Here is a 19,321-nt window from a genome sequence, read left to right as displayed (position 1 = left end):
GGAGGGTTTCATGTCCTTGTTCACTGTTTTTGCCACTAGTAAGGTTGCCGCGAGCGCATTGGCGGCCGGTACGCTGGCGGTCGGTGGCACCGGCGCAGCCGCCTTTGCCGGAGCCCTTCCTACTGACGTTCAGCAGAGCGCCCACGAACTGCTCGGCGCTCCCGCCCCGCACGTCGGCGGTGTCTCCGAGACCGCTACGGCCGGCGCCACCGCGGAAGCGTCCGCCTCCGCCTCGCCGTCCGCTTCCGCTTCGGCTGATGCTGCAGCAACCGGCTCTGACGAGGACGCCAGCGCTGAAGCCTCGGCAACCGCCGTCGGCCCGGACGCCACCGGCCCCGCCGCCTACGGCCTGTGCACCGCCTTCACCAAGGGCGGCCTGGACGCATCCTCCACCGGTTTCAAGTCGCTTGCCATCGCCGCTGAGGGCGAAGCCAACGTCGAAGGCTACTGCGCTGATGTAACTGCCGCAGGCAAGGCAGCTGCCAACGCATCGGCCAAGTCCGAGGGCGGCAAGGTTGAAGGTGCGGGCTCCGGCGAGGCCGCAGCAGACGTTCAGGCCCCGGAGGTTCCGGAAGCCCCTGAGCTGCCCACCCAGGCAGCAGTTCCGGCCACCCCGGAAATCCCCGCCGAGGTCCCCACCGAGCTCCCTGAGCTGCCCACCTCAGCTGGCCGTCCGTAATACAGCCGCCTATGGTGGACCGCGGGACTTTTCGCTGTGGCGGAAGTCCCGCGGTGCAACCGGCGCAGGTTCGCAGCCTTCCGATCTTCGGACATATGTGACCGCGCGGCACGGGATGGAGGAGCCCTAGGGTGCTGGACACTTTGGCAGATGAATATGTGCGCACGGACGGGACCGACCCCGCCGTGCTGTTCACCCTTGTCTACCGAAAGTTCTCCGGCGCAGTTCTTGGCTACCTGAGGGCGCGCGGAGTGGATGATCCCGAGGCGGTCACCCAGGACGTGTTCCTTGCCTTCTATCCGAAGCTTGACGGCCTGAGCGGCGGACTTCAGGGCGCCAAGTCGCTCATTTTCTCCATTGCGCATGCGCGCATGGTGGATTATTACCGCCGCAACGAGCGCACTCCGTCCCTCAGCCCCTACGAGTCTGAACTCGACGGCCGCAGTTCGGCTTCGGCCGAGGAACTGGCGCTCGCGAAGGTGGACTCCGGAGGCGCAGGTGCCCTTCTCGAAGGACTCAGCCCGGACCACCAGGAAGTCCTCGCCCTCAGGGTGGTGGCGGACCTGTCCGTGGAGCAGGCCGCCGAAATCATGGACAGGACACCTGGAGCCGTCAAACAGTTGCATCGCCGGGCGCTCATCGCCCTTAGGGAACGCGCCTCAATAGGAAGCCAGGCAGACCATGAGTGACAACTCCTCATTCCGGAACCAGCGGATCATCGACGAACTGCTGGCTGACGCCGGCATGGAAGACGCGGGCGAACTGCGTCCCGTCCTGCTGGAACTGCGTGCACTGGCCGCCGACAGCCCGCGGCCGTCCGCCGCGGTGGAAGCGCTGATGGCGCCGGCCGTCACGCTGACCGTGCTTCCCGCTGTTTCTGCTGAATCCGCCGCCGCCCGCACGCACGCCATGGCACTGCCCGCCGCCTCTGCCGAGCCCTCACCCGCCGACTCCGCACCTGGTGAGCCTGCCGTGGATGAGCTGGCCGCCCGTCGACGGCGCAAACGCCGGCTGCCGCTTACGGCGCTTTCCGTCGCGGCTGCCCTGGCCGCCGGTGGCGCCGCCGGTGGCGCCGCCGCGGCAGCCTCGGATCAAAACTTCCGCCACACCCTGGGTAACGTCGGTCATGCCGTGACCTTCTTCGTGGGGACCGTAACTCCGGGAGGCGGGGGAAGCACCCCAGGCCAGCCGGTGCCGGGCACCGGGGGAACGTCACCGGGCGCACCCGCGCCCGCCTCACCGGCGCCTTCGCCGGCGGACGGCGGAACAGTCTCCGGCGGGCAACCAGGTCAGGGCAGCGCCGGGGAAACCGCCGCCCCCTCGCCGGGCACCGTCCCCGCGCCCGGACACGCCCTGCCGGGGAAACCCGATCCCCGCAACCCGGCCAACGTTCCGGGACTTGGACAGCTGCCCCCGGGCAAGTCGCTTCCGTCCGCCCCCGTGAGCCCCGGTCCGTCCGGTCTTGTTCCTACGTCGCCGGTAGAGCTGCCAGTCCCCGAGCTGCCTGCTCCCTCGCCGGTTCGCTAACCGCGTGCCCGGTCGGGCTCTGTGCTGAAACGGGGCTCTGTGCTGAAACCGTCGGCTAGTAGCCGCCAGCCGCGGTCTTCAGCATGTCTCCTGTGGGGCCGACCAGGTACCAGACGTCGTTGACGCCCTGGCCGGTGATGTCACCTGCGGCTTTGTCCTTGACGTAGTAGTAGACCGGCAGGCCGTTGATCGTCACCTGCTTCTTTCCCTCCGGCGTCGCGATTGTTGCCACCGTTCCCGTAACGCCCTCCACGGCTGGCGCGTCCGATTCGGTGAGGACCGGCGGCCACGCGGCGATGCATGCGCCGGTGCACGCGCTGGTGCCGGAGTCCTTCACGTCCTTCGTGAAGAAATAGACGCTCATGCCTTTCGCATCCACCACGATCCGGCCCGCCGCAGACGAGGCAGTCTTCAGTTCAGCCGCTCCGGCGGGGACGGCGGCTGTCGAGCTTTCCGCGGGAGCGGAGGCCGACGTCGTACCTTCCGCAGCGGTGGGCGTCGACGTTCCGGTTGCGCCGCCACAGGCCGTGAGGGCCGCGGCCAGCGCCAGAACGTACAGGCCTGTTCCCCAGTGCTTCTTCATGTCCAGCTCCTTGGATTCGTGCCGGCCAAAAGGTGCGGAATGCGGGCCGGCGCTATCCGGTATGACGTGTCAGGGAACAGAATGGTTCACAAGCAGAGTCGTTCAGTGCGGCGCCTCCGTGGACCGCACTCGGCGGTGAACCGTTTCGGGCCGGGCGGCGTCATAACTGGGGAACGGCGGGCGTCCGGCCGGCCGCGGCACCATGAGGCATCACAGATAATGCAGGGCACCATCAGCACAGCGGGAGGGGCGGGGATGCCGCTCGATGAAGATGTGGTGGCAGCGATTTACCGGGAGCACGGCCCGGCGCTGCGGCGCTTTGTACTGAGCGCCTGCCGCGATCCGCAACTGGCTGAGGACGTTGTCCAGGAAACCGTCCTCCGGGTCTGGCAGCAGGCCCCGGAGATTACCGGCAGCCTGCGGAGCTACCTTTTCCGCACCGCCCGGAACATCATGATCGATAACTACCGCAAGGCCCAGCGCCGTCCCCTCGAAGCGGCCGAACGGGATGTGGCAGACCCCGCGGAAGCCAGTGAACGCGTTGACGAACTGCTCAACCGCGTACTGATGGAGGAAGCCTTGCTGCGTCTCAGCGCCGAACACCGGGACGTCCTGGTGGCACTGCACTACCGCCGCTGCACTGTCGCGGAAACGGCCGTGGAGCTGAGTATTCCCGCCGGGACGGTGAAGTCCCGCGCGTTCTATGCGGTGCGGGCGCTGCGGACCATCCTTGACGAAATGGGGGTGCAACGGTGAGCAGCGCGGACGTGCACCAATTGCTGGGAGCCTACCTGCTGGGCGGCCTGGAGCAGGCTGACGTGTCGCGGTTCGAGCAGCATCTGGCGGGGTGCCCGGACTGCCGGCGGGAGCTGGACGAACTTGCCAGCCTGCCGGCGCTTCTGGACGCCCTCCCTGTTGCGGACGCCGTCGCCCTGGCCGGGCCGGCGCCCGCGGCGGCAGCCCCGGAAGCCACTGCGTTGGGGGTAGTGGCTTCCGGGGCGGAACCCGCCGCCCTGCTGGACGAACTGGCAGTACGGCGGCGGAAATCACGACGGCGGTGGGCGGCTTTCGTCGGGGCGGTGGCCGCCGCGTGCCTGGCAGTGGGGGTGCTGGCCGCTCCGCTGTTCAACCAGCCGCCCCGGCCGGACGCCAGCTACTCGGTGGAAGCGCCGGGCGGCCTTCAGGTCCAGCTTGCACTGATCAAGAAGGCGTGGGGGACCGAGGTCTCGTTTTCCGGGACCAGCCTGCCCACCCAGGGCACCTTGTCCCTGTGGGTCAAGGGCCAGGACGGCACAGAGGACCGGGCGTGCAGTTGGTCCGCGACGCCCGGTGGCAGGTCCAGGATCACCGGGGCAACGCCCACCCAGATCAGCCGGATCAGCAGTGTGGAACTGCGCAACGAAGGCCAGCAGACAGTGGCTGTCATTTCCATGGTGGGCGGCTCGTCCGGGGCCCATTGACGCGCTCCGCGCCCGGTGGGACGCTGGGCACATGGTCCGCGGCAGGACCGGGCGTTTTGCCCGGATTCAGCCCTTTGGCATCGACAAGGTGGCAGCCGCCGTCGGTGGTGATCCCGACGTGCTCCGGATGGAGAACCTGGACACGGACATCGCGCCGCCGCCGTCGGCCATCATCGCCACCCGCGAGGCTGTGGGAAACAAGGCAGCCAACAGCTGGCTCCCCTTCACCGGCACGCTGGCCCTCCGCCAGGCCGTGGCGCACCGGCTCCGGCAGCAGACCGGGCTTTCCTACGATCCCCGTTCCGAGGTGGTGATCACCGGCGGCGCTCTCGCCGGAATGCTCAGCGTTCTCCTGGCAACCGTGGACCACGGCGACGAAGTGATCCTCACGGATCCCACCTATGCGGGCATGATCAACAGGGTCCGGCTTGCAGGGGCCATCCCGGTGTTCGTTCCGCTGATGGTCTCCGGCGGGCGCTGGCGCCTGGACCCGGTGAGGCTCGCCGCGGCGGTTTCCGCGCGCACCCGGGCCATCCTGTTAATGAGCCCCGCCATGCCCACCGGCCACGTGCTCAACGACGCCGAATGGGGCGCAGTCCGTGATGCCTGCCTGCACGCGGACTGCTGGCTGCTATATGACGCCGCCATGGACCGGATCCTGTTCGACGGCCTGCCGTACCGTCATCCGGCGTCGTTTCCGGAACTGGCCCCGCACACCATCACCATGGGCGGAGTCTCCAAGAATTACCGCATGATCGGCTGGCGCGTCGGCTGGGTGGCCGGACCCCCGGAGGTGATGGGAGACGTGGCCCTCGCCGCGATCTACAACACTGCCGTGGCCAGCGGCTTCAACCAGGCCGGGGTCCTCGCCGCACTGACCAACAGCGACGACGGGATCACCGGTGCCGTGCGCGAGTGGCAGTCGCGCCGGGACCTGGTGACCGCGGAGTTGGCAGGGCTGCCCGTTGTGGTGCCTGAGGGCGGCTGGTCGCTGTTGCTGGATGCCGAGGCACTGGGGATGCGGGCGCCGGAGCTGTCCCGGCGGCTCCTGGTGGCGGGCCGCATCGCCGCGACCCCCATGACGGCGTGGGGCCAGGACGTGGCTCCCCGGTACGTACGGCTGGTCTACGCCACCGAACCGGTCGAGCGGCTGCGCGGCATCGGTGCGCGTGTCCGGGCCGCCCTCGAGGGCGGGCGGCCCTAGGACCGCAGGGCGCGGAACTCCGCCATGAGCTGCGGGTCCTCGCACGCCCGGGCGAAAGCCCCGATGCGCTTTTCGATCTCACGGCCCAGCAGCCAGCTGCCGATCCGCTCCGCCACGGGCCGCAACCACGCCGGCCGGCAGGAAAAGGTGTACTTCCAGACAGCCCGGGTGCCGCCGTCGGCCGGGGTGAAACGCCAGCCGCCGCCAAAGTTGGCGAAAAACCACGGCCCGGACACCATGGTCATGCCCACGTTCCGGGGCGGTGCGTAGGAGACGTATTGGCTCACCATCACCAGACCCATTTTCGAGACCGTCCGCGTTCGGACACCCTTGCCGGCCGCCCGGGCGCCGTCCAGCCAGCCCTGAGCTGAAATGAACGGATCCCACTTCAGCCGGAACTCGCCGGTGGTCTGGGAGAACGCAAAAGCGGTCTCAGGGTCGAGTCGGATGAATCGTTCGGCGCGTACCTGGGGCATGCGTCCACCCTAGCCGGGCGGGTGTCCGCAGGCGGCCTACATCTTCGCCAGCTTTGCCCGCATCATCGAGTACACGCCGTAGCAGATCAGGCCGATGCCGGCGGCGGCCAGCAGGTACAGCCCGAACGGCTGGTCCCGCAGCGCCTTCAACCCGCCGTCGAGCCCGGTGGATTCCTCCGGGTGCGACCGGATGGTGGCAATGACAATCAGCAGGCCTACCAGCAGCAGTGCGAAGCCCTTCGCGACGTATCCCACCACGCCCAGGACCGTCACCGCGGTTCGGGTGGTGCCCGGGGCAGGCATCCTGAGGTTCTTTTCGAACGACTTCCGGACGCCGCGGATCCCGTACACGATCCCCGTGACGGCCACCGCGGCGCCGATGACGATCAGCAGCGCAACGCCGCCGGGGGCCTTCATCAGCGCGATGGTGAAATCGCTGGTGGACTGGCTGTTGTCCCTCCCGGTGCCGATGGCGAACGAGGCCAGCGTGACGGCGAAGGCGGCAAAGACCACGGCCTGGCCCGCCGCCTTGAGCTTCTTGCCGATCTTTTCGCGCTTCGGCAGGTGGCTGAAGTCGAAGATCGCATCGCTGGTCTGCCAGATGGCGAGCGCCACGCAGGCGGCGAAGCTGCTCCACAGCAGGATGGGTCCGGCGGGCTGGCCGGCTAGCTCCTGCACGGCGCCGCTGACGTCAGCTTTGCCTTCGCCCCCCATGGCCAGGCGGATGGCGATGGCGCCCACCAGGAAATGCAGGATGCCGCTCACTGCGAACCCGGCACGGGCCATGAGCTCCAGCGGCCGTGAGTTGGTGACTTCCTCAGCCGTCCCGGCGGCTTCTCTCAGTTCTCTTTTGATGTCCGGACCCTCGTGCAGTTCTCGTGGCCGCGGGGCTGTCCCGCAGGCGGTGTTAAAGGCCAATCGTGCCACGGGAACCGGCTCCGGAACAGCTCGCCGACGGCGGTTATGCACCGAGGCAGGGTGGCGGCGGACGGACTCAGGCTGCTCGCGGGGCCCCATGGGTAGTGATGCCCATGGCACCCCCGGGGGCAACATGGCACGATATGGACCAGCCACCACCTCGCAACTGCATCATTCTCTGGGGAGACATCATGACTTTTTACGGTGCTGACGTCAGTCAGCTTCGCGCCTTGGCCAAGGCCGCAGACAAAGCAGCTTCACTGCTCAGCACCAGGGCGTCCTCGCTGCAGAGCCAGATCCTTGCCGCCCCCTGGAAAGGCGGCGACGGCGAGCGTTTCCGGCAGGAGTGGACGGGCAGCCACCGTCCCAGCATCGAACGGGTGGTTGCAAGCCTCCGGCAGAACTCTAAGGTCCTGCTCCAGAACGCCGCGGAGCAGGAAAAGTCCTCGGCGGCGGGGACGGGCGCCACCAGCGCGGGCCCGGGCGGGCTGAAGGGCCTGTTCGACCAGATGAAGAACTGGGCGCAGGAAAAGCTTGAGGCTGCCCGCGAGGCGGCGGAACACCGTGCCGAGCTCCAGGGCCAGCTGGACACGATGGCCGGGGCCAGCCCGGAGGAACAGGCCAAGTGGTGGGACGGTCTCTCGGCCGCCGACAAGAAGTACCTGATCGAGGGCGAAGGCCCGGACGGTCCGCTGGCCAAGGACCTGATGGCCATGGACGGCGGAATCCCGGAAGCAGCGCAGGACCTCGCCCGGCAGCACCTGCTGGAGCTGGCCAAGGAAGACATCCCGGTCTACACGGAGACGGGCAAGGCCTCCATCGAAGCCCGTGTCCTGTGGGTCCACGGCGGCGCCGAAGTGGGCACCGAAGTGGTGGAAAACGCGGACGGCTCGGCCACCGTGAAGGTCTACGGCAACATGGGCCTGGGCGTGAACGACGCTTCCGGGACCGCCGGGGCCACCCTGACGGGCGAGGTAGCCCGCGAATACACGTTCGGCAGCATTGAAGAAGCCATGGCGGCGCGGAACCAGATGTACGCCGACCTCCCGCCGGACAGCGCGGGTGACATCAAGGACGTGGCCGGCAACGCGCCCGACTACATCCTGGACACCCTGGACGACGCCGCCTCGGACAACGGCTCCAACGGACACGAGGACAAGGCCAAGGGATCGCTGAGCTTTGAAGCCGGTGCCGATTCGGCTGATGCCGCCGCCTCCGCGAAGCTGGAACTGGCCTATGAAAAGAACCTCAGCGACGGGACGTCCAAGGGGAGCGTGGAAGTCTCCGCGAAGGGCAACCTGGACCTGGACGGGCGGACGTTCGAGGCTTCGGGCAAGGGTGGCCTGGAACTGAACATGGACAAGGACAACAACCTCAGTTCGGTGTCCCTGTCCATGGAGGGTACCGTGGCGCAGGGCGTCAAGGAGGGCATGGACGTCAAGGCCGGCAACGTCGAATCCAGCGTGACGGCGGGCACCCAGGGCACCGTCAAGATCGACATCGACTACACGCCGGAAAACAGCGCCGTGATCGACAGCTACATGAAGAACGTGGCGCTCGGGAACGACGCCGCAGCTGCCCGGGACGCCGCGAAGCTCTACGAGGCGGGCTCGGCTACTGTACAGGTGAACAGCGTGGTCACTGCGTCCAACGAGGCCGGGTTCGACGTCAAGGCAGGCGAGGTCAAGGTCAGCACTGAAAACCAGGTCAGCACGAACGTCAGCACGTACCAGAAGGTCCCGAACGACACCAAGCTCTCCCGGCTGTAGTTTCGCCGCCGCCGCCCCATATACACCGAGTTACCGCTGAAGGAGCAACCACCAGCCATGACAGTTCACATCGAATCCCCGCTCGGTTTCACCGCGGACTTCCCCGAGCACACCCTGGTCCTGGACGACTCCACCGCCGGCCCCAACACCGAACAGTACGGGCTGCTGGGAGACGTCCTCGTCACCGTCATCAAGGATGACACCTCCGTGGAAGGCCCGGCCGAGGCCAACGGCTGGGCGCACCTGATGTCGGCCCACTACCTTGATGAGCGCGGCGGCAACCTGCTGACCGAGGGCGAACTAAACCTTCCCGGCAAAGCCGCCTACGCCGTCGTCGTCGGCTATGACGACAAACGGGGCGACGCGAAGGCGGCCGCCACCGTGGGGGTGTGGGAAAAGGAACGGTTCATCGGCGTCGTGGTGATCTGGCCCTATGTTGACCCCCAGATCGAGCCGCGGATCGGCCTCCTCAAGGAAGTGGTGGGCGCCATCAAGGTGAGCTGACCGGCGCCTACCTACCCGAAGAGAACGTCGACAGGCCGAAGACGGCCCCAAACGGTGCCAGCGCGGCAGACGCCAGGCTGCTGATGTCGGCTGCCGGCCCGCGGGAACCAGCGGAGGGGCGTTGCGGGGTGGAGGGCTGTGCGGAGGCCATGGTGCCTCATAGCCGCCGGTAGCAGAGATCGAAGATGAGGCGGCCTGCCTCATGGGCCTTGTTTTCGAAGCTTGTCCGTATGCGGCCCTCGAAGCGTGGCGCCCAGCCCCCGGTTTCGTCCACGCCCTCATTGGGTCCGGTGTGTTCGGTGCTTACCGGGGCACGGCCCTCCTTGACGGGCGCGCCGCCCACCAGGGATTCGACGCCGGACTGCCACACCTGGGTGAGCGGGCTTTCGGGACCCCTGCGTTCGCCGTCGTGCAGGTTGACGAAATCGGCCGAGCCGGCCATGACGTCGCGGACGTGGACGGCGTAGTTGGACCAGTCGGTGGCCACGCGGAACAGGCCGCCCGGCTTCAGGGCGGCGGCAACGAGCGCGGCGAACTCGGGCTGGATGAGCCGGCGCTTGTGGTGGCGCGACTTGTGCCAGGGGTCGGGGAAGAAGACCCAGACCTCGCTGACGGACCCTGCCGGCAGCATGGTGGCCAGGACTTCCGGGGCGTTGGCCTCCACGACGCGCACGTTGCTGAGTTTGCGGCTGTTGATCTTGATCATCGTGTTCGCGAGGCCGGGGGTGTAAACCTCCACGGCCAGGAAGTCCCAGTCCGGGTTCTCCTCCGCGGCGTGGCAGACGGCATCGCCGAGGCCCGAACCGATCTCCACGATCAGGGGCGCCGAGCGGCCGAACTCCGCTTCGGCGTCGAACACGTAGTCCGGGTGCACCGAGGTGTTGGCGATGTGCCGCGGGACGTCCACCGCCCAGCGGTCCGAGTGCTCCTCCCAGGCCTGCTGGCGGCGGCCCTGCAATCGGGTTCCGCGGCGCACGAAGCTGACCGGCCGGCCGCCGTATGTGCCGAACGAAGCCTGGCTGCCGGGAGTCACCGGGCGCGCTGCCTGCGGCTGCTCCGGAGCGGCCTCCGGCGACTGGGCAGGGGACGGCTCGGGGGTTTCTGGGGATTCACTCATCCTTTCCAGAATAGTTGAGATCACCCGCTTGGAGTTGTGACGTCCCAAGACTGGCAGCCAGGGCATGCTGGCGCGGGAGCGCTTCAGAACAAGATCATCAAATCCCCCTTCGCGAGCACGAGCGTCAGGGCAGCGGCCGCATGCAGCCCGGAGATCCACAAGCCGGCGATGGCGGCAGTCCAATTGTTTGACCCCGGGGAGGAGCGTCGGACTGCGGCGATGCCAAGAGATAGGGCCAGAAGGCCCAGAACCACTGGCAGGCTCCAGAGGACCAGCGGTGCAACCCAGTCCCGCTGGCCGCGGCCGGTGTCGGGCCGGGTCAACAGCGCGGCCATGAGGCTCAAGGGCACGGTCACGATCAGACTCATAGAAGCAGCGACACTGATGACCAGGCTGGCGATACCCGCCCCGCCATCACCGGCGCGCCGCAGCTGGACGGACGGTGCGGTGGCCGGCGGCGGCTCGTGGCCTGGCGGCACGAGCGATGACCCTGCGGGTAAGACGTGCGGTTCCGGTGGGTTCATTGGCTCTCCTTGGTCCTGTAGGGGGATGCCCTGTGGCGCCCCGGGGTTGGCCAGTCCAGACTATGGACGGCAGGGCGGGGCCGCTGCCGGGATTCGCCGCTATGTGGATAACTCCTGCAAGAATGGGGCGCGTGACCGAAGCCGCGAACGAAGCCGAAAACCAAGCCAGGAACCCAGCCGTGAAAACCAAAGCTCCGGGCCGGGACCCGCGCGGAAACCCGGGCACGCTGGTGGACGCCGAAATCGATGAATTGCCCGCTGCCGAACCCACCCGGGTGGGCAGCCGCCGTGCCCTGGCCTACCTGGGCGTGTGCCTGGTCCTGATCGGGCTGAACCTCCGCACCGTCTTCTCCAGCTTCTCCGCAGTACTGCCCGAAGTAACGGCAGACGCCGGGCTGCCGGGCTGGGCGGTGGTGGTCCTCACCACCGTGCCCGTGACCCTGCTGGGGGTCTTCGCCCCGCTGGCGCCGGTCCTTGCCCGGCGTTTCGGTGCGGAGCGGGTGCTGCTGGGGGCGATGGGCGTGCTCACCGGCGGGCTGCTGCTGCGCCCCGTCGAGCTGCCGGGCGCCGGCCACCTGCCCGCGCTGCTGGCCGGAACAGCGGCCTGTGGCGCCGCGATCGCTTTATGCAACGTGCTGCTGCCGGGCCTGGTGAAACGTGACTTCCCGCACCGGCTGGGGCTGATGGGCGGGCTCTACACCACCGCGATCTGCGCCTCGGCCGCGCTGGGTGCGGGGTTCACCTACCCCGTGTTCAGCGCATCGGGGGAGTGGACGGCGGCGCTGTGGTTCTGGGCGCTGCCCGCCGCCGGCGTCCTTCTGTTGTTCCTTCCGATGGCCCTTCGGCAGCGGCACCCGCGGCACCAGGCCGTTGCCGACGGCGTGAACGTGTGGCGCTCGGCGGTCGCCTGGCAGGTGACCATCTTCATGGTGCTGCAGGCCATGATGTCCTTCAGCGTGTTCGCCTGGCTGGCACCCATCCTGCGTGAGCGCGGAGTGGACGGCGGGACGGCCGGGCTGATCGTCTCCGCGTCCATCGTGCTGCAGATGCTTGGTTCGCTGTTCGCCCCGGCGCTGGCCGCGCGGTTCCGCGACCAGCGGGCCATCAACACGGTGGTGGCGCTGATGACCGGCGGCGGGTTCGCGCTGAGCATTTTCGGACCGCTGGACTTCATTTGGGTGTGGACCGGGCTGCTGGGCCTCGGGCAGGGCAGCCTGACCGCGGTGGCGCTGACCATGATCATGCTGCGCACCCGTGACGGGCACACGGCAGCCCACCTGTCCGGCATGATGCAAGGTGTGGGCTACGGCGTCGGCTCCACAGGCACTCTGATGGTGGGGCAGCTGCATCAGGCCACGGGATCCTTCGCCGCGGCAGGTGTGCTGTTCCTGGTGGTGGGGGCGCTCGCCGCGGTGTTCGGTTTCCGCGCCGGGCGCAACCGTTTCATCGGGGGTTAAGCGGCTGAGGGGGAGGCCTCCGCCGCCCCCTCAGCCCTTGCGGCGTCGGCGTCTCAGTCCGTGCCGAGTCCGGCGGCGGAGACCTTGCTGCCGCCTGTTTCGGCGGTGACGCTGTTCAGGGCGGTGAGGTCGAAGATGCCGGTGATGTCCGCCTGCTTAGTGGTGCCGGCCTTCACCCCGTCCTCGAGCAGCTTTTTGTAGGTTCCGGCCAGCGGATCCACGGTGAAGACGATGTTCTTCAGGGACCGTTCAATGACGTCGGCTTTCAGCTCGGCGCCGGACGCTTCCTTGAGGGCGGCATTGATGACAGTGGACTTCTCGGCGGCGGCCGCGGAGTTGAGCCAGGCCACGGACTCGGCGTGGCCCTTCAGCAGGGCCTTGACGGTGTCCGGGTGGTCAGCGGCGAACTTCTTGTTCACGACCAGGATGGTGGTGGGGAACTCGCCCGGCTTGCCCGTCAGCGACCCGTCCCACAAATCCTTCTCGTCCACCAGGACCTTCGCGCCGGCCTGCAGCACCAGCCGGGACGCCCACGGTTCCGGCAGCCACGCGCCGTCGAGCTTGCCGTCCTGGAACAGCTTCAGCGTCTGCGCGTTCTCGGTCGGGTTGATCGCCACATCCCCGCTGCCGTCCGTGTTCGTCTTGTACCCCTGCCCGGCGAGCCAGGCGCGCAGCGCCACGTCCTGGGTCCCGCCCAGCTGCGGCGTAGACAGGGTCTTGCCCCTCAGATCCGCGGCCGAGCCGATCTCCGGCTTCACCACCAGCTGGGCGCCGCCCGCCGCGGCGCCGGCAATGATGCTCACTGACTCGCCCCGGCTCTTCACGAAGGAGTTGATCGCCGGGTTCGGGCCGATATACGTGGCGTCGATCGCGCCGGCGTTCAGCGCCTCGATCGCGGCGGGACCGGCATTGAACACCTGCGTGCTCAGCTTCGTCCCGCCCAGGCTCCCGGCAATGAAACCTTCCTTCACCCCCACCAGCGCCGGGGCGTGCGTGACGTTGCCGAAGAAGCCAAGCTTCAACTCCGCGGCAGGCGTGCCGGTGGCAGCTGCTGCGGCCGGCTGTGATTCGGTGCTGCGGGCGAGGTTCGACGCCACTGCCGCGCCGCCGGCGATCAGGGCGACGAGCCCGGCCGCGATGCCGATTCCGAGGGCGCGTTTGCGCTTTGCTGCGGAGTTTTGGACTTTGCTGCCTTGGCCCGCCACGATGCGGGTGGATCCTTCTGGGTTCTGATGCGATGACATGGGGATTCCTTCACGAATGCGGCCTGCCCGCACAGGGCTGCCGCCGGACAACAGTCGGGGATGGAGGTCGAAGGGACGGAGGCTCGAGGCGGCATCTCTGCCGCCCTCCATCGTTGGTCAGTGGCGGGGCCTGCTGCTCTTGTGGAGCGTCCCCGGTGCCCCGGTGCCAGCGCTTGGACCGAGATTACGGTTTGCCGCGCGGCACTATCAACGGTCCGCGACGCGCGCGTTCACCGGCGTTCACGCGGTGACTCAAAGCGTCATCGGGGAAGCCCGGAGCGGCCGAGTGGCGCGTCCGGAAGGTAACGGAGCGTCACGTGAGGTAACTGCCGCCGTCGTCGTCAGTTCAGTCCGGTGGCTCCGGACCGCGGCTGCAGCGCAGTCCAGATGATCACGGTGACCACCAGCGCGATGGAGATCAGACCAAGCCCGGAATAGCCGACGGCGGCCAGCACCGGGCCGGCCAGCGCACCGCCGGTAGCCGCAGCCGCGTTCATGCTCAGGTCCGAAACGCCCTGGATGGCCGGCCGGTCCTGCACCTGCGCCGATTCGGCCACCAGCGCGGACCCGGCAACCACCGAGGCGGACCAGCCAAGCCCCAGCAGGATCAAACTTGCGGTCACGGCCGGGCCCGAATCGGACGCAAATCCGGCCAGTACCAGCGAGGACAACAGCATGGCCTGGCCCAGCAGGATGGTGCGCAGCCGCCCCGCTTTGTCCGCCATCCAGCCGAAGACGGGGGACAACCCGTACATGCCGGCGATGTGGAGGCTGATCGTCAGGCCCACCACTGTGAGGCTGGCCCCGTGGTCGCGCAGGTGGACGGGCGTCATGGACATGAGCGCCACCATGGTGGCGTGGCTGAGGGCGACGGCGGCCACCGCGTACCGCGCCTTGGCGTTGCTCCGCAGGATCCGCAGGCCGCTCTGGGGCCGGGGGGCTGTGAGATCGGGGACGCGGGAGGCCATCGCGGTGAGAAGCGGGTCCGGCCGCAGGCCGGTTGCATAGACGACGGCGGTGGCAAGCTGGGCGGCCACGGAGAACGCGAAAGCGCCAGTCAGCGGTGGCAGGCCGAGCGCGGCGCCCACCACCTCGCCGGGGCCGAAAAGGTTCGGGCCCAGAACGGCTCCGATTGTTGTGGACCAGACCACGATGGAGAGATCCCGGCCGCGCGACCCGGGGAGCGAAAGATCGGTCGCAGCGAAACGTGCCTGCAGGTTCACGGCGGAGCCCGCTCCGAGGAGCATGAGGCCCAGCAGGAGCAGCGGAAAGACCGTAAGTGCGGTTGAGGTGATGGCCACGATGGCCCCGGCCCCGGCAATGAGGGCGCCCGTGGACAGGGAGACCCGGCGCCCCCGGGCTTGGGCAAGCCTGGCCAGGGGGACAGCAGCGAGGGCAGCGCCGAGGGTGCTCATCGTGGCGGCCATTCCGGACCACGCGTTGGATCCGGAGAGCTGGGCAGCCAGCAGGGAACCCAGGGAAAGCGTCGCGCCCATGCCGATGCCGCCGAGGATCTGGCCGCCGACCAGGACGGAGACCACGCGGCGTTGCAGGCTGCGATCGTGCGGGGCGGCCTGGACCGGGGTGGCGGCGTGGCCCGGTGTTGCCTCGTCCAGCTCCCGGCTTTCCGGCCGTTCCTCTGCGTTCATGCTGATCCTTAAGGGTTCGAGCCCCTTAGTCGCGGAACTTTAGTTGCAGAGCTGCCCGAAGGTCGCGCCGGCCTTCTGGTACCCCGCCTGCAGCTCAGCCACCTTGTCAGCGTCGGGGTTTTCCTTGGCGTTCTCGTCCGCGTAGTCCAGGATGGCCTGCACGGCGGGCTTCATCTCGTCCGAGGCCCCTCCCACGAGCGGGCGGAGCTTGTTGCCGAGGATGACCATTCCGGTTTTGCCGGCGTTGGCGCTGGGGTCCGTCACAACGATCTTGAGCCGGTCGCAGGTCTCAGCGGTGGTCAGTTGTACCGGCGCGGAGCAAGCGGAAGCGGAGATGATGAGCCCGGCGGCAAGCAGGGCCGTGGTGAGTTTCTTCATGGTTCCCTTAATAGATGTCTGTCGGTCGATTGTACGCAGATCCTGCTGGGGCTCCGGTGTGCGTACCCGGCCTGTGACGCTTCGGGCAACCCTAGTGCGTCAGATCCTTGCCCTTGGTCTCCGGGATCGTGAAGACAAACGCGATGCCGACCAGCAGCAGGAGCACGGCGTAGACGTTGAACAGGTTGGCCTGTCCGATGGTGCCAAGCCAGGTCTGCAGGTAGGGGGCCGTGCCGCCAAAGACAGCGACGCAGATGGAGTACGGGACACCGACGCCGACAGTGCGGATCCTGGTGGGGAAGAGCTCGGCATACACCGCCGGAACGATGGCGGCGCTGGCTGCGATGAAGAACAGCATCACGGACATTGTGACGGCCAGCTGCCAGGGGGAGTCCTTCAAGAGCCAGGTCATGGGGAAGTGCAGCAGGGCGGCGCCGGCGGAGCCCATGACCAGGACCGGTTTGCGGCCGATCCGGTCGGACAGTTTGCCCCAAAACGGCAGGGCGGCGATGAAGACGACGTTGGCGATCACGCCGGCCCAGAGGGCTTCGCCGCGGTCCATCCTCAGTGTGGTTGCGGCGTAGCTCGGCGCCACGACGCCCCAGATGTAGTAGCTCACGGTGAGGCCGACGGTCAGGCCGATGACCTGCAGGGCCTGCTTGCGGTGCCGCCAGATCTGCGGCCACATCGGCTCATGCTTCTCGGTGGGAGTTTCGGACTCGAAGGCAGCAGTCTCCTTCATCCTGGCGCGCATCACCAGGGCGTAAACGCCCAGGGCGCCGCCGATCAGGAACGGGATGCGCCACCCCCATGCGTTCATGTCGGCCTGGCCGAGGACGTTGGACAGGATGGCGCCGAGCAGGGTCCCGGCCAGGATGCCGGCGGTACCGGAGGTGTAGATGAGCGTGGCCCAGAAGCCCCGCTTTTCCTTGGGCGCCATTTCGGAGAGGTAGGTCTGCGACGACGGCAGCTCGCCGCCGTGGGCCAGGCCCTGGATCAGGCGGGCCACCAGCAGCATCACTGACGCAAAGGCGCCAACAGCTTCGAAGGTGGGGGCGACACCGATCAGCAGGCTGCCGAGCGCCGCCAGACCGACGGCGAATGTCATGGACGTCTTGCGGCCGATCCGGTCACCGATCCAGCCGAACACGAAGCCGCCGAACGGACGGGCCACGAAGCCGACGGCGAAGATCGCCAGGGTGGCCAGGAAGGCCGACGTCGGATCCGCTTTGCTGAACAGTGCGCTGGCGATGAATGGCGAGAACGTGGCGTAGATCGCCCAGTCGTACCATTCAACGGCGTTGCCGATGCCGGTGCCGATGAGGGTCCGCAGGTGGGACTTGTGAACCTGGACCTCGGCTGGCATGCCTACGGTGGAAGTCATATGGTGCTCCAAAAGTGGTGGGAAGGTCAGTTGCCGGCAGCCGCAAGGGCCGCGATGCGGGAAACAGCGAGCTCCGCGTAGAGCGCTGCTCCGTCGGAGAGGACGCCGTCGTCAAAGGTGGCGTAGGGGGAATGGTTGAAAGGGGTGGACGTGTGGTCCGCACCCGGTGCAACGGCGCTGAGCCCGATAAAGGTTCCGGGCACCTCCGCCATCACCCGGGAGAAGTCCTCCGAACCGCTGAGCGGGGTCGCCCAGCGGGTAAGGCGCGACTCTCCGAACAGCTCCTGGATGGTCCTTTCGGCAGTGTTCGTCTCGTCCTCGTCCGTGACGCTGAGCGGATACTCGGAGCGGTATTCCACATCCACCTCCAGTCCGTGGGCGGCGGCGATGCCCTTGAGGAGCATGGGAACGGCCGTCATCATCCGTTCCCGGGATGCCTCCGAGAACGTGCGGATGGTGGCTTCGAAGCGCGCGGATTCCGGGATGACGTTGCGCTTGGTGCCTGCCTGCAGGAGGCCCACTGTGAGGACCACGGGATCAAACATGTTGAACTGGCGCGTGATCATCACCTGCAGCGCGGTCACCATCTCGGCCACGGCCGTCACCGGGTCCTTAGCGGAGTGCGGTGCGGAGCCGTGGCCGCCGGCACCCAGGACGGTGACGAAAAGTCCGTCCGAGGCGCTCAGGATGACGCCGGGCTTGGTGCAGAACTGGGCGTACGGTTCCAGGGCGGAGAACACGTGCATGGCGTAAGCGGCATCCACTCGGTGGCCGGCAGCGTCCAGGACGCCTTCACGGATCATGTGAGAGGCGCCGTCGAAGCCTTCCTCACCCGGCTGGAACATCAGGACAACATCGCCGGCCAGCTGATCCCGGCGATCGGCCAGGAGCCGGGCGGCGCCGGCCAGCATGGAGGTGTGGAGGTCGTGGCCGCAGGCGTGCATGGCGCCGTCGACTCGTGAGGTGAAGTCGACGCCGGTGCGTTCCTGGACGGGCAGGCCGTCCATGTCCGCGCGGAGCAGGACCGCCGGTTTCCGGGCCGAAGCGTGCGCTGCGCCGCCGCGCAGGACCGCGGTGACCGACGTCGTGCTCTCCCCAAGGGTGATTTCATACGGCAGGCCGTCCAGGGCCTTGAGTACCTTCTCCTGGGTCCGGGGGAGGTTCAGACCGATCTCCGGCTCCCGATGGAGTTCGTGGCGGAACCGGGCAATTTCGTCCTGCAGTTCCTTGGCATCGACGGTGATCGACATATGTTCTCCTACTTCCCGAACGATTGGTAAGTGACCTGCGTCCATTCTGGAGTGAGCTGGTTCACAATTACGGAAATAGCTCGAAAAAATCAAAAGTAAGATTGATCTTGCAGGATTCGCGCATGTGAGAGGGTGACGGCAGATGAACGTCAGCGAAGACGATCTTGAACTGATCAATGCGCTGCAAATCGCACCACGTGTCAGCTGGTCCGATGCCGCCGGCATCCTGGGGGTGCATGCCACCACCCTGGCGGCCCGCTGGGACCGGCTGCGGACAGCCGGCGTCGCGTGGACAACAGCCCACCTGATCGGCGACCCGAAGCAGATGTGCCTGGCGCTGGTGGACGTGGACTGCGAAATGCGGCAGCGCGCTGACGTCACCGCGGCGCTCGCGGCCATCCCGGAGGTGGTCACGGTGGAGGAAGCTGCCAGCAACCGCGACCTGATGCTGACGGTCATCACTCCCACCCTGGGCCACTTCAGCGAGTCGGTGGTGCCGCAGTTCAAGGAAATCCCGGGCCTGCTCAAATACCGGACCTCCCTTTGCACCCGGCTTCACGTAGGTGGCTACGCCTGGCGGCTCAACGTCCTGAGCAAGGCGCAGCAGAACGCCCTCAACGCGCTCGCCGGACCCGAGGCCGCCGGCAACGTTCCGCCAGCCGGCACGGCTGCCCCGCTGCCCCGGAGCCACCTGGACCTGATTCCGTTCCTCGCGCAGGACGGGAGGGCAACGGCGGCTGAGATCGCCCGCAGCCTGCGCCGCAATCCGGCCACCGTCCAGCGGCAGCTGAACCGGGTGCTGTCCAGCCAGTTGCTGTCCTTCCGCTGCGAAATCGCGCAGAAGTACTCCGGCTACCCGGTCACGTGCCAATGGTTCGCCAATGTGCCGCCCGGCCGGCACGAGGCCGCCGCTGCGGAACTTCGCGGTTTGCGCAATGTCCGGCTTGCCGCGTCCACCACCGGCCGGACCAACTTTGTGATCATCATGTGGCTGCAATCACTGGCCGAAGTGATGAATGCCGAACTGGCCCTCCAGCAGCGGATTCCCGGGATCGAACTGGCGGAAAGTGTGGTGGTCCTGAGTGCCGCCAAGCGGGTGGGCTGGATGCTTAACCCGGATTCGACCGCCACCGGAGCCGTTGTTCCGTCCGCCGGCCTGGGCCTGGAGGCCTAGCCGCGCGGGGAGCGGCGGCGCCGG

At 67.8% G+C, this 19,321-nt stretch carries 20 protein-coding genes; 10 read left to right on the top strand and 10 right to left on the bottom strand.

Features of this window, described 5'->3' with window-relative positions; genetic code table 11:
* The first annotated feature begins 10 nt into the window (after nt 1-10).
* The 3 genes from JOE41_RS09325 (at nt 11) to JOE41_RS21120 (ending at nt 2,206) form a co-directional block, all read left to right on the top strand.
* Nucleotides 11-679, top strand: a complete 669-nt coding sequence (locus tag JOE41_RS09325; protein WP_209752169.1) for a protein tyrosine phosphatase — start codon at nt 11-13, stop codon at nt 677-679.
* Nucleotides 680-810: 131 nt separating this feature from the next.
* Entirely contained in the window at nt 811-1,368 is a 558-nt protein-coding gene (locus tag JOE41_RS09320; protein ID WP_011693617.1) for an RNA polymerase sigma factor, read from the top strand.
* Nucleotides 1,361-2,206: a hypothetical protein gene (locus JOE41_RS21120; protein WP_209752168.1), complete on the top strand. Its 846-nt coding sequence runs from the start codon at nt 1,361-1,363 to the stop codon at nt 2,204-2,206. Before JOE41_RS09320 ends, JOE41_RS21120 begins: the two co-directional genes overlap by 8 nt.
* Nucleotides 2,207-2,261: 55 nt before the next feature.
* Here JOE41_RS21120 and JOE41_RS09310 read toward each other — a convergent pair whose 3' ends face one another.
* Nucleotides 2,262-2,789, bottom strand: a complete 528-nt coding sequence (locus tag JOE41_RS09310) for a hypothetical protein (protein WP_209752167.1) — start codon at nt 2,787-2,789, stop codon at nt 2,262-2,264.
* A gap of 255 nt (nt 2,790-3,044) precedes the next feature.
* On the opposite strand from JOE41_RS09310, the gene JOE41_RS09305 reads away from it, so the two are divergent.
* From JOE41_RS09305 to JOE41_RS09295, 3 genes are read left to right on the top strand one after another with little or no spacing between them, the layout of a single operon-like run.
* On the top strand, nt 3,045-3,545 hold the full coding sequence (locus JOE41_RS09305) for a sigma-70 family RNA polymerase sigma factor (protein WP_209752166.1): 501 nt from the start codon (nt 3,045-3,047) through the stop codon (nt 3,543-3,545).
* Nucleotides 3,542-4,249: an anti-sigma factor gene (locus JOE41_RS09300; RefSeq protein ID WP_209752165.1), complete on the top strand. Its 708-nt coding sequence runs from the start codon at nt 3,542-3,544 to the stop codon at nt 4,247-4,249. The genes JOE41_RS09305 and JOE41_RS09300 overlap by 4 nt, the downstream gene beginning before the upstream one ends.
* Nucleotides 4,250-4,280: 31 nt before the next feature.
* Nucleotides 4,281-5,453 (top strand): pyridoxal phosphate-dependent aminotransferase, encoded by a 1,173-nt coding sequence (locus tag JOE41_RS09295; protein WP_011693612.1) that lies wholly within the window; start codon nt 4,281-4,283, stop codon nt 5,451-5,453.
* Here the strand turns inward: JOE41_RS09295 and JOE41_RS09290 are convergent.
* Nucleotides 5,450-5,929: an SRPBCC family protein gene (locus tag JOE41_RS09290; RefSeq protein ID WP_209752164.1), complete on the bottom strand. Its 480-nt coding sequence runs from the start codon at nt 5,927-5,929 to the stop codon at nt 5,450-5,452. The two genes, JOE41_RS09295 and JOE41_RS09290, sit on opposite strands and share 4 nt — an antisense overlap.
* A 36-nt stretch (nt 5,930-5,965) precedes the next feature.
* Nucleotides 5,966-6,856 carry a DUF1206 domain-containing protein gene (locus tag JOE41_RS09285; RefSeq protein WP_011693610.1) on the bottom strand — a complete coding sequence of 297 codons (891 nt, stop codon included), beginning with the start codon at nt 6,854-6,856 and terminating at the stop codon, nt 5,966-5,968.
* Nucleotides 6,857-7,038: 182 nt separating this feature from the next.
* On the opposite strand from JOE41_RS09285, the gene JOE41_RS09280 reads away from it, so the two are divergent.
* Together JOE41_RS09280 and JOE41_RS09275 are read left to right on the top strand one after the other, a co-directional pair.
* Complete coding sequence (locus JOE41_RS09280) at nt 7,039-8,616, top strand: hypothetical protein (RefSeq protein ID WP_209752163.1); 1,578 nt, start codon at nt 7,039-7,041, stop codon at nt 8,614-8,616.
* A gap of 57 nt (nt 8,617-8,673) precedes the next feature.
* Nucleotides 8,674-9,120 carry a hypothetical protein gene (locus tag JOE41_RS09275; protein WP_011693608.1) on the top strand — a complete coding sequence of 149 codons (447 nt, stop codon included), beginning with the start codon at nt 8,674-8,676 and terminating at the stop codon, nt 9,118-9,120.
* Nucleotides 9,121-9,277: 157 nt separating this feature from the next.
* Here the strand turns inward: JOE41_RS09275 and trmB are convergent, their stop codons facing one another.
* Both trmB and JOE41_RS09265 read right to left on the bottom strand, forming a co-directional pair.
* A complete protein-coding gene (gene trmB / locus JOE41_RS09270) occupies nt 9,278-10,237 on the bottom strand; it encodes a tRNA (guanosine(46)-N7)-methyltransferase TrmB (RefSeq protein WP_245200684.1) in 960 nt (319 codons plus the stop codon).
* Nucleotides 10,238-10,320: 83 nt separating this feature from the next.
* Nucleotides 10,321-10,761: a hypothetical protein gene (locus tag JOE41_RS09265; protein WP_209752162.1), complete on the bottom strand. Its 441-nt coding sequence runs from the start codon at nt 10,759-10,761 to the stop codon at nt 10,321-10,323.
* A 122-nt stretch (nt 10,762-10,883) separates the two neighbouring features.
* Here JOE41_RS09265 and JOE41_RS09260 point away from each other — a divergent pair, with 122 nt between their 5' ends.
* Entirely contained in the window at nt 10,884-12,218 is a 1,335-nt protein-coding gene (locus tag JOE41_RS09260; RefSeq protein WP_245200683.1) for an MFS transporter, read from the top strand.
* 53 nt (nt 12,219-12,271) lie between these two features.
* On the opposite strand, the gene JOE41_RS09255 is transcribed toward JOE41_RS09260, so the two are convergent.
* The 5 genes from JOE41_RS09255 to JOE41_RS09235 all read right to left on the bottom strand — a co-directional run bounded on the left by JOE41_RS09255 (nt 12,272) and on the right by JOE41_RS09235 (nt 18,123).
* A complete protein-coding gene (locus JOE41_RS09255) occupies nt 12,272-13,462 on the bottom strand; it encodes an ABC transporter substrate-binding protein (protein ID WP_209752160.1) in 1,191 nt (396 codons plus the stop codon).
* A gap of 341 nt (nt 13,463-13,803) precedes the next feature.
* Nucleotides 13,804-15,111: an MFS transporter gene (locus tag JOE41_RS09250; protein WP_209752159.1), complete on the bottom strand. Its 1,308-nt coding sequence runs from the start codon at nt 15,109-15,111 to the stop codon at nt 13,804-13,806.
* A gap of 39 nt (nt 15,112-15,150) precedes the next feature.
* Nucleotides 15,151-15,489: a hypothetical protein gene (locus tag JOE41_RS09245; protein ID WP_011693603.1), complete on the bottom strand. Its 339-nt coding sequence runs from the start codon at nt 15,487-15,489 to the stop codon at nt 15,151-15,153.
* A 91-nt stretch (nt 15,490-15,580) separates the two neighbouring features.
* Nucleotides 15,581-16,873, bottom strand: coding sequence for an MFS transporter (locus JOE41_RS09240; RefSeq protein WP_209752158.1), 1,293 nt, complete (start codon nt 16,871-16,873; stop codon nt 15,581-15,583).
* 26 nt (nt 16,874-16,899) lie between these two features.
* Nucleotides 16,900-18,123, bottom strand: a complete 1,224-nt coding sequence (locus JOE41_RS09235; RefSeq protein WP_209752157.1) for a M20 family metallopeptidase — start codon at nt 18,121-18,123, stop codon at nt 16,900-16,902.
* A gap of 142 nt (nt 18,124-18,265) precedes the next feature.
* Here JOE41_RS09235 and JOE41_RS09230 point away from each other — a divergent pair, with 142 nt between their 5' ends.
* The gene (locus JOE41_RS09230) at nt 18,266-19,297 is read left to right on the top strand and encodes an Lrp/AsnC family transcriptional regulator (RefSeq protein WP_209752156.1); all 1,032 of its coding nucleotides are present in this window, start codon (nt 18,266-18,268) and stop codon (nt 19,295-19,297) included.
* The last annotated feature ends 24 nt before the right edge of the window (nt 19,298-19,321 follow it).

The sequence above is a fragment of the Arthrobacter sp. PvP103 genome, assembly GCF_017833075.1.
Classification (GTDB): domain Bacteria; phylum Actinomycetota; class Actinomycetes; order Actinomycetales; family Micrococcaceae; genus Arthrobacter.
Note: the sequence above shows the minus strand (reverse complement) of the source record. Positions and strands in the feature narration are given on the sequence as shown.